The sequence below is a fragment of the Amphibacillus sp. Q70 genome (genome assembly GCF_052055485.1).
GTDB lineage: Bacteria > Bacillota > Bacilli > Bacillales > Amphibacillaceae > Amphibacillus.
In genome coordinates this window covers 1,512,534-1,527,319 of sequence record NZ_CP197171.1, presented here as the reverse complement: position 1 = coordinate 1,527,319, position 14,786 = coordinate 1,512,534, and the positions used below count along the sequence as shown (strand labels likewise).

The window sequence follows — 14,786 nt, the reverse complement described above, 5'->3', positions numbered from 1 at the left end:
TTTGTTAAAAGAAAAAAAGAATTCTAAAGTGGTTGAGACGATTATTGGAAAAGAAACAACTATCGAAGGCAAAATTAAGCTGCCAACAAGCCTTCGCATTGATGGTAAAGTATATGGTGAAATTGAATGTGAGGGTGACGTGACTATCGGTAAAAAAGGGTATGTCGAGCCTGCCATTCAAGCAAAAAATGTGATTATTGCAGGTGAAGTAAAGGGAGAAGTTAAAACGAGTCAAAAAGTGCACGTCCACTCTTGTGGTACCCTATCTGGGAATATTACCTCAGAAGGAATCATCATCGATGAAGGCGGCATATTTAATGGCAGCAGCTCAGTTAAGTCACCAGCAAAAGAGAAAAAGAGCAAAGTTGAGCCCCTCACACAAGCAAAATAATTGAAATGACCCGACCAAGTAGATCAAGATATTTAAGATCTACTTGTTTTTTTGTCCTTATCTTTCATTCGAGACAATCTAATGTATGGATTATTTCTTATGTGCTACACTTTAAATAAGGTCAAAATTGTTATCGATTTAAAGGAGTGAACCAAATGCACTTTCATAGTGGCCAAGCTACTCATGTTAAGCACTTAACCTTAAAAGTACGACAGCTATCAGAAGTAAAGGAATTTTACCAAAGGGTACTTGGGTTGCAGATTTTATCAGAAGAAACACAAAAGCTAATCTTCACAACTGATGGAATACAGCCATTACTCACTTTAGTTCAGGATGACGAGTTCATTGAAACCAGAGATAAAACAACGGGGCTTTATCATTTTGCGCTTCTTTTACCAAGCCGTGAAGATTTAGCAACTTTTTTGCATCATCTTATTGATCATAATATCTCGATCGGTGCAGCTGATCACCTTGTTAGTGAAGCTATCTATCTCAATGATCCAGAAGGTAACGGAATCGAGGTATACTCAGACCGCCCGAAAAACCAATGGACTTGGCAAAATGATCAAGTCATGATGACGACTGACCCCCTTAATGGAAATGATTTAATTAAACTCAGCCAATCCTTGCCAAATTGGACTAAAATGCCAAAGAAAACAGTTCTAGGTCATATTCATTTGCATGTAAGTAACCTACAAGAGAGTGAGCGATTCTATACTAATGGACTCGGTTATTCTATCGTCACTCGATATGGTGATCAAGCTCTTTTTCTATCTACAGAAGGCTATCACCATCATATTGGACTTAATACTTGGGCTGGAGTTGGCATTCCCTCACTTGGAGAAAAAGAACTCGGCTTAGCTGATTATACAATTGTTTACCCAGATGCTGATAGATGCGAACATTTTGTTAACCAATTAAAGGCACTAGATGTCAACATTCATAGTGATGAACGTGGCATGTTTATTTACGATCCTAACGCAATAAAAATATATTTAACAGTAAGCTAATTTTTTATTGTTACTTTCATGATAGACAATGGCTTTTTTGTGAAATCAATAATATTCCAGTTTTTTATCTGAATAAATTAAAACTTACCATATAAATCTTACAATATAATGTTCTCCTAAGATTTGTTCGATCAGAACAGCACCGCTCAATTTTGTTCGTAGGTTTTTGTCAAAAAGATGATTCAGATCATTTCCTGAGAAGACTTTCAAGATTACTCAGGTCTAATTTATATTTTTTTGCTGAGGCTAAACGCCTCTCTTCAATACATTTTTAATTGTCATTTGAAATTTTATAAGAATCGAGCGTTCTTTTATTTTAAATTTTATCGGATTTCAAAAATATCTTGTATAATATAGAGATACATATAGTAAGGAGAGAAAAAAGTTGAAAGTAGCATTTATTGTAGACAGTACTGGAAGTCTATCAGAGGAAGTGTTGAATCAGCCAAATATATATCAAGTGAACCTCACTGTAACATTTGCTGATGGAGAAGTATTTACCGATACAAACGATGAAAACAAAATTAGGCGATTCTATAATCGCATGGAAGAATCGGAGGCTTTGCCAACAACTTCGCAACCAGAACCAGGTCAATATGTAATATTACTGAATGAACTAATTCAGAAAAAGTATGATTATGCCATTTTTGTTCACTTATCTTCACAATTAAGTGGGACTATGCAAACTGCACAACTAGTTGCTGAAGAATATAAAGATCACATTCATTCTTACTTTGTTGATTCTAAAGGAACCTCCTTTGTTATTGAAAATATCGTCCTTCAAGGACAGCGATTAATTAATAATGGACTTCCTTTAGAAAAAGTGGTTGAAAAATTACAATGGGTAGCTAACAATTCATATATTTACGTTATGATAGAGAATTTATCCAACCTCGTAAAAGGGGGACGGTTATCAAAGGGATCTGCCATTTTAGGTAACTTGTTAAATATAAAACCAATTCTAATTATTGATGAAAAAGGAAAAGTCGAGGTTTTTGAAAAAGTCCGTACAACAAAGCGAGTATATAAAAGGTGGTTAAAACTCTTAGAAGAAGCTTATGAAAAATATAATGGTAAGATTGATATTGCTTTTGCTCACGGAGAGGCAGAAGAGGATATTCTATCAGTCAAAAATCAAATTCAAACAAAATTTCCTGAATTAAATTACCGTTATGGATACTTAACTCCAATACTGGGAACTCACGGCGGAAAAGGAGCGAAGGGAATGGGGATTATCCCCATCGCTGAAGCTTAAATGTATAACTGACTATGTTCTTTTTATAATGCGGCATATAATTGACATGGCAAATATCAAAATCCTATAACTTAAAATACGATATCCGTTATTTTGCACCTGATTAACACCTATATATTGTGTTTTAAAAATTACCGTTTAGTTTTTGACACCTGCCCCAGAAGTTAACTTAGAAAAGGCTCAACAGTCTAACGGTCAAAGAATAGCGGTATCAAGCAACAGCTAACTTCTTATTATTAATACGCTCAAAGATGTCTTTTTAAATAGAAAAAGGAATAAATTGATCGAACAGTATTGCAAGACAAGCTGGTATAAATGTTGTAAAATAAGAGTGAGTTTTTTAATACGTTTTATTAGACGTGAAAAGGAGACTATACAATGAAAAAGTTTTTTCTAAAGAGTAGTATTGTTTTTCTAGCATTCACTTTCTTCATATACACTACTGTTCCGACAGTCTTAGCGGATGCTATTTCTGGTGAGCAAATCGTTACACTCGGTGAAGATTTATCTCAATCACAGCGAGAAACGGTTTTAAATGAAATGGGCATTGAGAATGAAGAAGATGTAGAGATTATTTATGTGACAAACGAAGAAGAACACAATTATTTAGGGGATTTTATTCCTGCAGCTCAAATTGGTTCAAATGCCATTTCCTCAGCTCGAATTGAATTAAGAGATGATAATACCGGAATTGCTGTAACGACAAATAAAATTACTTATATTACAGGCTCAATGTATTCAAATGCCCTTGCTACCGCCGGTGTAAGTGGTGCTGAAATTTATGTCACTGCCCCTTTTGATGTTTCAGGGACGGGTGCCTTAACAGGTATCATGAAGGCTTATGAAGCAACAACTGGAGAAAAAATTGACGAAGAAGTCAAACAAGCAGCGAATGAAGAAATGGTTGTCACAGCAGAACTAGCAGAAGATGAAGACATCGATGAAGATGAAGCTGTTGACTTTATGAACAAAATTAAAGAAAAAATTGAAGAAGAAAGCCCACAATCAGCGGAAGAACTACGCGACTTGATCGAACGATTAGCTAATGAATTGGGAATTGACTTAACAGATGCCCAACTCGATCGTCTAGTTGAGTTATTTGATAATTTACGTAACTTAAACATTGATTGGGGTAAAGTAACGGATACGATTGATGCCACCAAAAATTGGATCAGTGATTTTGCTGAGAGTGAAGAAGGACAAGGTGTTATTCGAAGCGTTGTTAACTTCTTTCAATCGATTTGGGATTGGTTCTTGTCTGTCTTCTCTAATGATTAAGTAAATTATTTTTAGTGATTTGAAACTTAACTCTGGTAAGTAAACAATAGTAAAGAAATAAGATTTTACACTTAAGCCTAGCACCGTTAAAATATCGATGCTAGGCTTTTGATCATTGCATAAAAATGTATCTTGGAAATATGATATACCAGAAATCGCGGAGCTTAAGTCTACTTAACAAAGTTAAAAGTAGAGACTAGTGATGAGTAAATATAATTTACTGCATCCATTATTATCTAACTCTGCCTATTTACATTCTCCTCAATATAAAATTTTGTATTATCCGTTCGATAGTAGGTCCGAAAATACTCGATAGGGAACTCTTCTGAACATCCTGAAATGCCATGCACATAGCCATTAAATCTTAAAACAGGCCAACCCTCTGCTATCTCTAGCTTCTTTGCAATATTATAATCAGTTGCTATTGCTTCAATATCTTTAGTCGTCCTTACAATCTCAATGTTAAATACTTTCTTTAAGACTTGATATAAAGAGGCTTTGGCAAAATCATAATCTTCTATCCCTTTTACTTTCTCATATGGGATATAGCTATATGTTAAATTAAGTGGAACGCCATCTCTGATACCTATTCTTTCGATATGAAATACCTTTTCATCTTGATTTAACTTTAGTCGCGAAGCGATAGCATTATTAGCATTCATAACTTCCTTACTGATTAAGTTGTATTGAATCTCACACCCCATTTTTTTCATTTTTTGAGTAAAACCAGTATAGTCGCCTAACTTATGATTATTTTTAATAAACTTCACGAAAGTTCCAATCCCTTGCTTTTTATATAATACACCTTCCGCAGTTAATTCATCTAAAGCTTTTCTAACAGTTGTCCTGCTTACGTTAAACATTTCAATCAAACTGTTTTCTGAAGGGATTTGTTCATTAGGCTTTAAGTTCCCTTCAATATGTCTAAGTAAATAATTTTTTAATTGTACATAAAGAGGTAAATTACCTTCCATTTTATCCCTCACCTCAAGCTTTAGCAGTAGTATATTATGTTTCCTGCTTCAAAGTAGATATGAATTCTGACATTTCCTGTTTATTTTTTTCTTTCGTGAATACCGCACTACCAACAAAAACGCCTTCTGCCTTTGCATTTTTTACTCTTCTGATATCAGCTGGACTAGTTATTCCTACGCCACAATATATTGAATCAGCTATCTTTAATTGGTAACGTATATATGAAATCACTTCTTCTAGGGTTTGACTAGCTTCCCGCTGCTCTGCCTTTGCTTGCAAATAGATAAATCCATTAGTATTTCTTGCATTGGCAATTTCTTCTTTAGTAAAATGGTAGGGAATGTAGCTAACAACTTGAAGACCTTGACTCATCAGATACTCTTTAACTTCATCATCTTCAGTTGCTACAAGAATAACAGCTTCAATACTATTCTCATTATACAATGTAACAAAGCGTTGCAAACCCATTTTCTTTACTGTTTTTTCATAAGCTAAAGTTATCAAACGTTGATCAGGAAATTCTCGGCGTAATTTATATATAGTCTCAATATGTGACTCTAAAGTTGGGTCTTGATTGTAAGAATGAATCATTCTTTCTTGTAGTAATTCTCCATCCATAAATGGGTTATCTGTCGGCAAATCAACTTCAATCACATTACAGCCACCGGCAATATATGCTCTTGCATTCTCTATAGTTTCTTCATGATTAGGAAATCCATTTGAAAGATAACATACTAAATCCATTCTATGACCCATAGTAACACACTTTAAATAGCTCTTTAAATTCATCAATTGATGGAAGAATTGGATTGGTTTTTGTACAACCATCTGCTTTGGCAAGTTCCGCTAATTCATTTAATAATGAATCAAATGTCTCATCTTTATTAATGAGATCTTTTAATCGTGGCGGGATATCCATTTGTTTATTTAACTCATTAACGATTGTGATTAGTGATTTTCCTGTATCAAGATTATTACTGATTTCCTTATAAATGTCATCCGCACGTTGATCTTGAGTGTTATATTCCATAACATACGGCAATATAATAGCGTTCGCAATACCATGAGGAACTCCAAATTTACCACCAAATGCATGAGCAAGGCTGTGTACAATACCTAAGGACACATTTGTAAAAGCCATACCTGAAATCATCGACGCAACTAACATATTTTCTCTTGCCTTTAAATTCTTTGGATCATTATAAGCCGTCAATATATTTTCAAATATGTCTTTAATCGCTTTGTCAGCAAGAGCATCTGCTAATGAGTTTGCCCTTCTCGACGTTCTTGCTTCTATAGAATGAGTAAATGCATCCATTCCTGTTGCAGCAGTCATTGATTTTGGCAATGTAGCTGTTAATTTGGGTTCAAGAATAGCAATATCAGGCATCATTTCCATATCGCCAATCCCATGTTTGGTATGTGTGCTAGGATCAGTAATTACAATTGAACGACTTACCTCACTCCCTGTACCGCTTGAAGTAGGTATATTAACCATCTTAGCTTTCTTACGTAATTTAGGGATTGGATTGGTTATATCTGCAATACTTTTTAAATGTGGGTGTTCGTAAATGATCCACATGGCTTTAGCGGCATCCATCACAGACCCTCCACCCACTGCAATAATCCAATCCGGTTCAAATGCTAGCATTTTCTTTACACCTTTATTAACTGTTTCAATAGATGGATCTGGCTCTACCTCATTAAAATCATCAACTTCAAACCCACCTTTTCCCAATAAATTAACTATTTCGTCTAAGAAACCATGTTGTTCAAGAAAGTCTCCATCTCTAACAATAAATGCTTTTTTCCTGTTACCTTCTAGCTGTGATAAATATTCTAATGAATTTTCACCAAATATTATAAATTCTCCGCCAAGCTTCATCGGTCTCATGGGTAGCATGTTAAACTCTCCTTTTGATTATTTACTATTATTTATTTTTTTGTTGATGGTACATTAGTAATCCTTCTAATACGATTCTAGCTAACATCTCTTCTTCATTTTTCCTTACATCTAATTCAAGTGATTGATTTAAATTATCGGTCACTGTGGCAAGCATAACTGAACAAATATCTATTCCCATCAAGTTTCCTAATGTAAATAAAGTGGCTGTTTCCATATCTAAGCCTTTAATATTATATTTATGTAGATCATTCATAGCTCCAATCACATCAGTACTCATTTGTTTTGATAACCTTGACTCTTTCATTTCTGTGTAATAGCCATCCGTTGAACAAATAATACCGTTTTCGTTTTCTCGGTTATGCTTAATAATACTGTTATTCATGATGTTCACAAGCTTATGGCTGGCTACGGCAGGGTATGAACTATCTACATAATATTTGCTGGTAGACTCTCTCCGCATAGCAGCAACCGGAACAAAAAACTTACCTAGATTATCGCTCAAACCCATAACTGTTCCCAAGCGTACAACAGCTTTTATTCCAGCCTCATATAACTCCTCCAATGTAACCGCCGCAGAAGGTCCCCCCATTCCTGTAGAAGATATCGTTACAGGCATCCCTTTATATTTACCAGTATAAGTATGAAACTCTCGACTAACAGATACTTTCTCAACCTCATCCAGTAAAGGAATAATTTTCTCTACTCTTCTAGGATCACCTGACATAACGGCATATGGTGCTACTTTATCTTTGGTAAGTTCTAAGTATAGTGTCTGCTCTTTCATAATTAATCGACTCCTTTATTTTGTTCTCTCTAAATTGAAGCTCTTCCATGGTAGGGATATTTGTTAAACAACCAAAATCCTCAATTATACATGAAGATAATGCTGTCCCCCGAATGACTGCTTCTTCTAATGTTTTATTTTCTAAATATTGCGATAAAAAACCAGCAATGTAAGCATCACCACCCCCTGTGGTGTCTACTACATTAGCTTCAGGATAACTATTCACGAAATAGTCCCCTTTATTACTAAAAACCAAACTGCCTTTACTTCCCAAAGTAATAACAATCACTTTGTTTTCATTTACTGATAAATAACTTAAAATTTTCTGAGGTAAATATTGATTTAATTGTGCATATTCAGCATCATTCATGAAAATGACTTCACTATGTTCTATTACCTTCACTAGATATTCTTTATCTAAAGAATGGTAATCTCCTTTCATACTAAAAATAGTTGGAATATTATTTTCGATACATACATTTAAAAAGTGTTTGTTTGCATTAGGTTCACCAATGGTCAATAACCCATATTTTACATTTAAATCATTAAAATCCTGTGGGCAAAACAGCTTTGAACTCATTGGTCCTTGAGAAAATAACGTAATATGTTCTCCATTGGGAGTCATTAATAGATTCGTATAAGAGGTATTTAAATCATTATTCTGGTTTGTATATTGTAAAGACACTTTATTATCCGTTAAAAATTTTTCAAAGCCACTCTCTTTGAAATCTTTGCCCACTGTCATCGTCAGCCCACAATTATAGCCAAGAGTATTCAGCAAGTAGATAATGTTTACAACACAACCCCCGAAGTATGGTTTTTTATGATTATGTGTTGTAATGAGTGATGTTTTCCCAATTGATGGTTCATCATTTAATCTAATAACATAATCTAGACTTGGATAACCAATGCCCATTATATCTAAACAATCAGACATACTATATTCTCCCATCCGCAAAAATTTCTTCACGACTAACTACTTTGCCATAATAACGATCGATATCTCTCAGATATATCTGATTCACTTCATCATTATCAGTTGCCACACAATCTCCAATGACATTTACTTGATAATTTAAATGATAAGCATCTTCCACTGTTGAACGAACGCAATTATTTGTCTTTGTTCCAACAATATATAATTTATTAATGACATGCTCACGTAAAATCAAATCTAAATCTGTATAATAGAATGCACTGTATCTTCTTTTTTTCAAGATATAATCATGTTCATAATCAATGGGTAGTGAGGGATCTAGCTCATCACCACCTGTTCCTGCAATACTGTTTGGTCGGCCCGTTAATGTCTTCACATCATATTTATCCTTACGATGAGAATGTTGAATATAAATAATTAGTGTATTATTTTTTCTTCCTCTATTTATAGTTTCTATAACTCTAGGCAATATTTTTCTATTATTCTCATAATAAACAGCTCCATTTGGGTTTACGAAATCATAAATCATATCGATAACAATTAACGCTGCGTCATAGTTTGGTCTCTCTTTATTAACCATATCAATATGCTCTCCTCTTCTTATTAACTACGCCCATAATTGAAAGTACAATGACAATCGTAACGTATGGAATCATTTGTACAAACGCACCAGGTATATTGATATTCTGCAATCGGATTTGTGAAGCATCTGCTAACCCAAATAATAAACTGAATAAGTAAGTACCAACTGCTGTTCCTTGACCAGAGTAAATCGCTGCTAGAGCAATAAAGCCTCGGCCGCCAGTCATATTTTCTACAAAAACAGATACATTCTCAAGCGATATATTCGCTCCAGCAAGCCCACACAGAATTGACCCAATTAATATCGCAACATATCTAATTCGCATAACAGGTAAACCAACAGACTTAGCAGCTTCCTCATTTTCTCCCACCGTTCGAATGTAAACACCTAATTTAGTTTTGTATAAAATAACATGTACAATAAGTAGTGTAATAAAACTTAAATACACAATTGGCGTGTGATTATTTAAAATTTGATTTAATATTGGGATATCACGTAATATTGGAATATCTAAGGTTTCGATACCTACTATTCTTGCATCAGAGAAAGTACCGCGTTGACCAAATGCAACTTGCAAAAAATATGAACTAAAACCTGCCACTAGGGTGTTAATAGCTAAACCAACAATTATCAAATTACCTTTAAATGAAATGCCAAATATTGAAAATATACAACCTAGCAGTAAAGAACTAACAATACCAGCCAATACAGCCAAAACGACATTTCCAGTAGCATAACTCACAACTACCGATGTAAACGCACTTGAAAGCATCATGCCTTCTAAAGAAACGTTTAAAACACCTGCACGATGTGCATATAAGCCCCCTAAGGCTGCCAAAGAAATTGGGGTGGTCATTCTTAGAGTGGTATGAATTAATTGTAATAAAGCGTCCATGCCCTACCTCTCCTCTCCCGCAGTCATTATTTTTTCTTTAGTTTGAAATTTTTTTCTAAACTTATTAAAAATCGGGGAACGGTTATTAAATAAATTCACAGTTAGAAAAATAACGATTAACCCCTCTAAAACTAAGATGATTGACCTTGGCACACCTGTCATAATTTCCATTGTACTCCCGCCCGTTTTTAGGATTCCGAAAAGAATTGAGCCTAACAAGACTCCTACAGGATGGAGATTTCCAATTAAAGCAATTGTCAAACCCGTCCAGCCATAATCAGGAGAAAAACCACTAGCAAATTTTCCGTGTGTCCCCAAAATTTCAATCGAACCTGCCAGCCCACTAATAATTCCGGAAATAACCATGATAATGACTATTTTTTTTGATACATTAATTCCAACAAAACCAGAAAAATCAGGGTTTTTTCCGATAGATTCAATTTCATAACCTAGGGTTGTTTTCTTTAACATAATGTACACGATGACAAACACTAGAAGTGCTATACAAAAGCCATAATGTAATTGAGCCCCACTAAAAATCCTTGGGATTACTGCTGAGTTAGCTACTGAAACAGTTTCTGGATTAGATGCTCCAGGTGCTCTAAACGGATAACTAGCTAACCAGGTTGTAAATAATATCGCTACATAATTAAGCATCAATGTTGAAACCATTTCATCTACCTTTAGATACGCTCTTAAAATGGCTGGAATAAAAGCAAATAATGCCCCAACGACTATCCCTGCCAACAAGGCTAAGATAATATGTATCAAAGGAGATAATCCTTGTAAGGTAAACCCAACATATGCAGCCGCAAAACCTCCCAAATATAGCTGTCCTTCTGCTCCCATATTATAGAGGCCTGCTTTAAAAGATATCGTCGTTGCTAAACCTGTTAACAATATGGGTGTTGCGGCAAATAAAGTATTTAAAATTTGCGAGGATGAGCTTAGTGAACCTCGAATTAATTGCAAATACGCCTCATTGGGATTGAATCCTGAAAATAGTATAATAAAATACCCAATGATCAATGCCAGTATAATAGGGAATAGTGAACGACTAAATTGTTTAAAAAATGTTTTTATTTTCATATGACCTGACTCCGTTCTCCATCAGCGCCTAACATCAACATACCCAAATCCTCTTTATTTGTTTGACTGACTAGTCTCTCTCCTACAATATTTCCTTTGTAAATGACGTAAATGCGATCACTCAGGTTCAAAATTTCTGTCAACTCTGAAGAAACTAATAAGATAGCTTTTCCCTTTTTCTTCAGCTCTAGGATTTGTGAATGGATGAATTCAATTGAACCGACATCAACTCCGCGAGTAGGTTGGCTCATAATAACTACATTAGGATCACAATTAATTTCTCTTGCCATAATAATTTTTTGAGCGTTTCCACCAGATAAGGAACTTACTTCATTATTGATATTATCACTGATCCGAATATCAAATTTATTAATGAGACTTTCTGTTTTTCTTTCAATATTATTCTTGATTAAAAAGTTATGTTTAACTACACCATCTGCATCAAAACGACCAGCAATCATATTCGCCCAAATTGACATATTAATGTTGAGCCCATGTTTATAACGATCTTCAGGAACCAGGCCAAAACCAATTTTTCTTAGCTTAGATGGTGACATATCTTTTATTTCTTTTCCTTGGTAAATAATACTCCCAGACGTCTTTTTAATCATTCCTGTTAAAATTCCGATCAGCTCACTTTGACCATTTCCTTCAACACCTGCAATACCAACAATTTCTCCCTTTTTAATATTAAGGTTAATATCGTTCAAGATATTTACACCCTTATTAGAAATCAGGTTCAATTGGCTCAGTTCTAACCAAGCTTCACTATTTTTCGGGACAATGCCATCACTTTTTACCGTAATAACATCTCTCCCAACCATCATCCTTGAAATCTGTTGTTCTGTAACCTCTGAGGCATTAACTGTCCCAACATATTCTCCTTTACGTATAACAGTCACCTTATCAGATACCTTTTTAACTTCATCTAATTTATGGGTAATGATGATAATTGTTGTTCCTGTTTCTTTTAACTCAACTAATCTATCCAGCAATTCATCCGTTTCTTGTGGCGTTAGTACTGCCGTTGGTTCATCTAAAATTAATAAATCTATCTTTCGATGTAACATTTTTACTATTTCAACTCTTTGTTGGGCTCCAACTGATAGGCTTCCAACAGTATCCGTTGCATTTAAATCGAAACTAAATCTATCTATTGTCTGTTGTACATTGTATTTTTCTTTTTTATTGTTAATTTTTCCAAATCTATTCGTTATTTCTTCTCCTAATAATACATTCTCATACACGGATAAACTCGGTATTAATTTGAAGTGTTGATGAACCATTCCAATTCCATGGTCAATAGCTTCTTTTGGTGATGAGAAATTGACTTTAACATCATTTAATAGAATTTCACCACTTGTTGGCTCGAGCAAACCAAAAAGCATGTTCATTAAAGTAGATTTTCCTGCACCATTTTCTCCACAAATGGCATGGATTTCACCTTTTTTTATTTGTAAACTCACATCATTAATGGCTGTGAATTCGCCAAATTTCTTGGTTAAGTATCTTGTTTCAATGGCATTCATATTCATCATCCTTTAAAGTCTCGTATCTTCTACAACGATATCTCCATTTATGATGTCTTCTTTTAGCTTTTCAACTTCTTCCAAATATTCTTCGGGAAGCAAATCTCTTGTGTGTTCCATCGGCGATAATTGTACTCCTTCTTCTTTCAAACCCAATTCATATAAAGATTCATAGCTATCATTTTCCAATCCACTTTGAATTAAATTATAAACAGCATTGTCTACTCGTTTCATTACACTAGTTAATACATATCCTGGAGCAATACTATCTTGGTCAGAATCAACCCCAATGGCAAATACATTTTTTTCTTCTGCCGCTTGTATGACTCCTTCACCAGTCGCTCCCGCCGCCTGAAAAATAATATCAGAACCTTCTGAAATTTGCGATAATGCAACTTCTTTTCCACGTGCCGGATCTGCAAAAGAGTTAGTATAAGCAGATAAGACTTTAATATTTTCGTTAATATGTTCTGCCCCTGATGTAAAGCCTGTTAAGAAAATAGTGATACCTGGTGAATCAAGACCGCCAACAAAACTAATTATTTCATCATTATTGGTTTGCTCTAAACCATCTTCAGTCGTAACCATTGCTGCTAAAGCCCCTGCTAGGAACGATGCCTCATGTTCCTTAAACATTATAGATGAGATATTTTCACCTTCTGCAATCGTATTTACAATTGCAAATTGCGTATCTGGATAGTCTGGAGCAATACTTTCAAGCGCATCTTGATGTCCAAGATCCATGGTAATGACCAGATCTATACCTGCATCTGCTAATTGTCTAAAATACGTCTCACCTTCAGATACATCTCTTGGTTCTACTACTCTTGTTGAGATACCAAATTCCTCTTCGGCTTTCTTCAATCCTTCATGGCCCGAATCATTAAAACTACGATCGCCTAGACCACCCTCACTTGTTATCAGCGCTACACTATAATCAGCACCGTCTGTTGAATCATCGTTATTCCCTTCCTCGTTCGAACAACCTACTAATATAAACACCAATAAACCAACAATTAAAGACTTTTGAAATACTTTAAGTCTCATCTTAATACTCCCTTTCGAATATATTTTGAATGTTTCAGTTTAATTGTAAGCGCTTAATTATCCGTTTGCTAGGTACTTAATTTAAGTACAAGTGATTTTTTTAACACAATTTAAATAAATAAACTATGGATAGTCATAACTACTATGTGGTTTCAAAAAGAAAATTTATATTTAAACGTGGGTGATTTTACTTTTAGCAACAACAATGAGGATTGGTAGATAATCATAATTAGTAACTAGATATTTTTTCGATAAATCTTAATACATTCGTAAACTTCCTTACTTGTTCTGAAATTTTAATACTTGTGCAAAGATAATTTTATAGTAAAGTGAAGGCAATTACGCAAAAAGGAGAGAAATACTATGAAATTAATTGCCTATTTATCAAACGGTTATCCCACCATACCAGAATCTAAAAAACGAGCTCTTAGATATGTTCAGAATGGTGTGGATATAATCGAAGCAGACTTTCCAGCGAAAAACCCTTATCTCGATAATGACTTGCTTAAAGTTCGAATTGCTAAAGCTCGTGAAAATACAACAAATTACAGAGACTATATGGAGGCCATATTAGACATTAAAAATGAACTGCCCGATATAGAGATCTTAGTCAACATCTATGAAGAAACAATCAAATCTATCGGAATAAAAGAATTTGCCGAATTCATGAAAGAGTTAGGTGAAAATAATATCCTATTAGCCGGAAATGAGTACCCAAATATCCGCAAAGAATTAGAGGAAGAAGGATTTTATGCTAGTAGCTTTGTGACTAGAGAAATGCTAGAAGAAGATATTCTTTTAGCAAAAGAATCGAATGGTTTTATTTATCTTGAGGGATTTAGCCATGAAGCTAAATATAGTGATGAGTACCCCACACTTAAACATTGTGTTGACAAAGTTCGTTCAGTCATCCATTCTGATCGAAAAATCTATTGTGGGATAGGCGTTCATACTCCAGAATTATTAAAGGAAGTCTATGACGCTGGTGCTGACGGTGTATTTCTAGGAAGTATGGTTATTAAATTAGAGGATAATTTAGAAGAACAATCGAATTTAATTAAAAAATTAAGTAACATAGTTAGTGATAACCATTAATATTTCGTTGTT

14 protein-coding genes and 1 pseudogene are annotated in these 14,786 nt (G+C 34.4%); 5 read left to right on the top strand and 10 right to left on the bottom strand.

Annotated elements, in window-relative coordinates; translation table 11 throughout:
- Nucleotide 1 precedes the first annotated feature (1 nt).
- The 4 genes from ACS127_RS06920 to ACS127_RS06905 all read left to right on the top strand — a co-directional run bounded on the left by ACS127_RS06920 (nt 2) and on the right by ACS127_RS06905 (nt 3,934).
- Nucleotides 2-391, top strand: coding sequence for a bactofilin family protein (locus ACS127_RS06920; RefSeq protein WP_440897691.1), 390 nt, complete (start codon nt 2-4; stop codon nt 389-391).
- A 155-nt stretch (nt 392-546) separates the two neighbouring features.
- The gene (locus ACS127_RS06915; RefSeq protein WP_440897690.1) at nt 547-1,401 is read left to right on the top strand and encodes a VOC family protein; all 855 of its coding nucleotides are present in this window, start codon (nt 547-549) and stop codon (nt 1,399-1,401) included.
- Nucleotides 1,402-1,786: 385 nt separating this feature from the next.
- Nucleotides 1,787-2,656: a DegV family protein gene (locus ACS127_RS06910; protein ID WP_440897689.1), complete on the top strand. Its 870-nt coding sequence runs from the start codon at nt 1,787-1,789 to the stop codon at nt 2,654-2,656.
- Nucleotides 2,657-3,034: 378 nt separating this feature from the next.
- On the top strand, nt 3,035-3,934 hold the full coding sequence (locus tag ACS127_RS06905; RefSeq protein WP_440897688.1) for a DUF1002 domain-containing protein: 900 nt from the start codon (nt 3,035-3,037) through the stop codon (nt 3,932-3,934).
- Nucleotides 3,935-4,170: 236 nt separating this feature from the next.
- Here the strand turns inward: ACS127_RS06905 and ACS127_RS06900 are convergent, their stop codons facing one another.
- From ACS127_RS06900 to ACS127_RS06855, 10 genes are read right to left on the bottom strand one after another with little or no spacing between them, the layout of a single operon-like run.
- On the bottom strand, nt 4,171-4,908 hold the full coding sequence (locus ACS127_RS06900) for a GntR family transcriptional regulator (protein WP_440897687.1): 738 nt from the start codon (nt 4,906-4,908) through the stop codon (nt 4,171-4,173).
- A gap of 34 nt (nt 4,909-4,942) precedes the next feature.
- Nucleotides 4,943-5,653 carry a tryptophan synthase subunit alpha gene (locus tag ACS127_RS06895; RefSeq protein WP_440897686.1) on the bottom strand — a complete coding sequence of 237 codons (711 nt, stop codon included), beginning with the start codon at nt 5,651-5,653 and terminating at the stop codon, nt 4,943-4,945.
- A 1-nt stretch (nt 5,654) separates the two neighbouring features.
- Nucleotides 5,655-6,812, bottom strand: a complete 1,158-nt coding sequence (locus ACS127_RS06890) for an iron-containing alcohol dehydrogenase (protein ID WP_440897685.1) — start codon at nt 6,810-6,812, stop codon at nt 5,655-5,657.
- Between the two features lie 28 nt (nt 6,813-6,840).
- Nucleotides 6,841-7,599, bottom strand: a complete 759-nt coding sequence (locus ACS127_RS06885) for a nucleoside phosphorylase (protein ID WP_440897684.1) — start codon at nt 7,597-7,599, stop codon at nt 6,841-6,843.
- The gene (locus tag ACS127_RS06880; RefSeq protein WP_440897683.1) at nt 7,559-8,536 is read right to left on the bottom strand and encodes a carbohydrate kinase family protein; all 978 of its coding nucleotides are present in this window, start codon (nt 8,534-8,536) and stop codon (nt 7,559-7,561) included. Before ACS127_RS06880 ends, ACS127_RS06885 begins: the two co-directional genes overlap by 41 nt.
- Before the next feature lies 1 nt (nt 8,537).
- On the bottom strand, nt 8,538-9,116 hold the full coding sequence (locus tag ACS127_RS06875; protein WP_440897682.1) for a cysteine hydrolase family protein: 579 nt from the start codon (nt 9,114-9,116) through the stop codon (nt 8,538-8,540).
- 1 nt (nt 9,117) lies between these two features.
- Nucleotides 9,118-10,014 (bottom strand): ABC transporter permease, encoded by an 897-nt coding sequence (locus tag ACS127_RS06870; RefSeq protein WP_440897681.1) that lies wholly within the window; start codon nt 10,012-10,014, stop codon nt 9,118-9,120.
- A 3-nt stretch (nt 10,015-10,017) separates the two neighbouring features.
- Entirely contained in the window at nt 10,018-11,103 is a 1,086-nt protein-coding gene (locus ACS127_RS06865; protein WP_440897680.1) for an ABC transporter permease, read from the bottom strand.
- Nucleotides 11,100-12,632, bottom strand: coding sequence for an ABC transporter ATP-binding protein (locus ACS127_RS06860; protein ID WP_440897679.1), 1,533 nt, complete (start codon nt 12,630-12,632; stop codon nt 11,100-11,102). Before ACS127_RS06860 ends, ACS127_RS06865 begins: the two co-directional genes overlap by 4 nt.
- Nucleotides 12,633-12,644: 12 nt before the next feature.
- Nucleotides 12,645-13,679, bottom strand: coding sequence for a BMP family lipoprotein (locus tag ACS127_RS06855; RefSeq protein WP_440897678.1), 1,035 nt, complete (start codon nt 13,677-13,679; stop codon nt 12,645-12,647).
- Nucleotides 13,680-14,036: 357 nt separating this feature from the next.
- Here ACS127_RS06855 and ACS127_RS06850 point away from each other — a divergent pair.
- Nucleotides 14,037-14,774, top strand: a pseudogene (locus tag ACS127_RS06850) (tryptophan synthase subunit alpha); the annotation flags it as partial.
- Between the last annotated feature and the right edge of the window lie 12 nt (nt 14,775-14,786).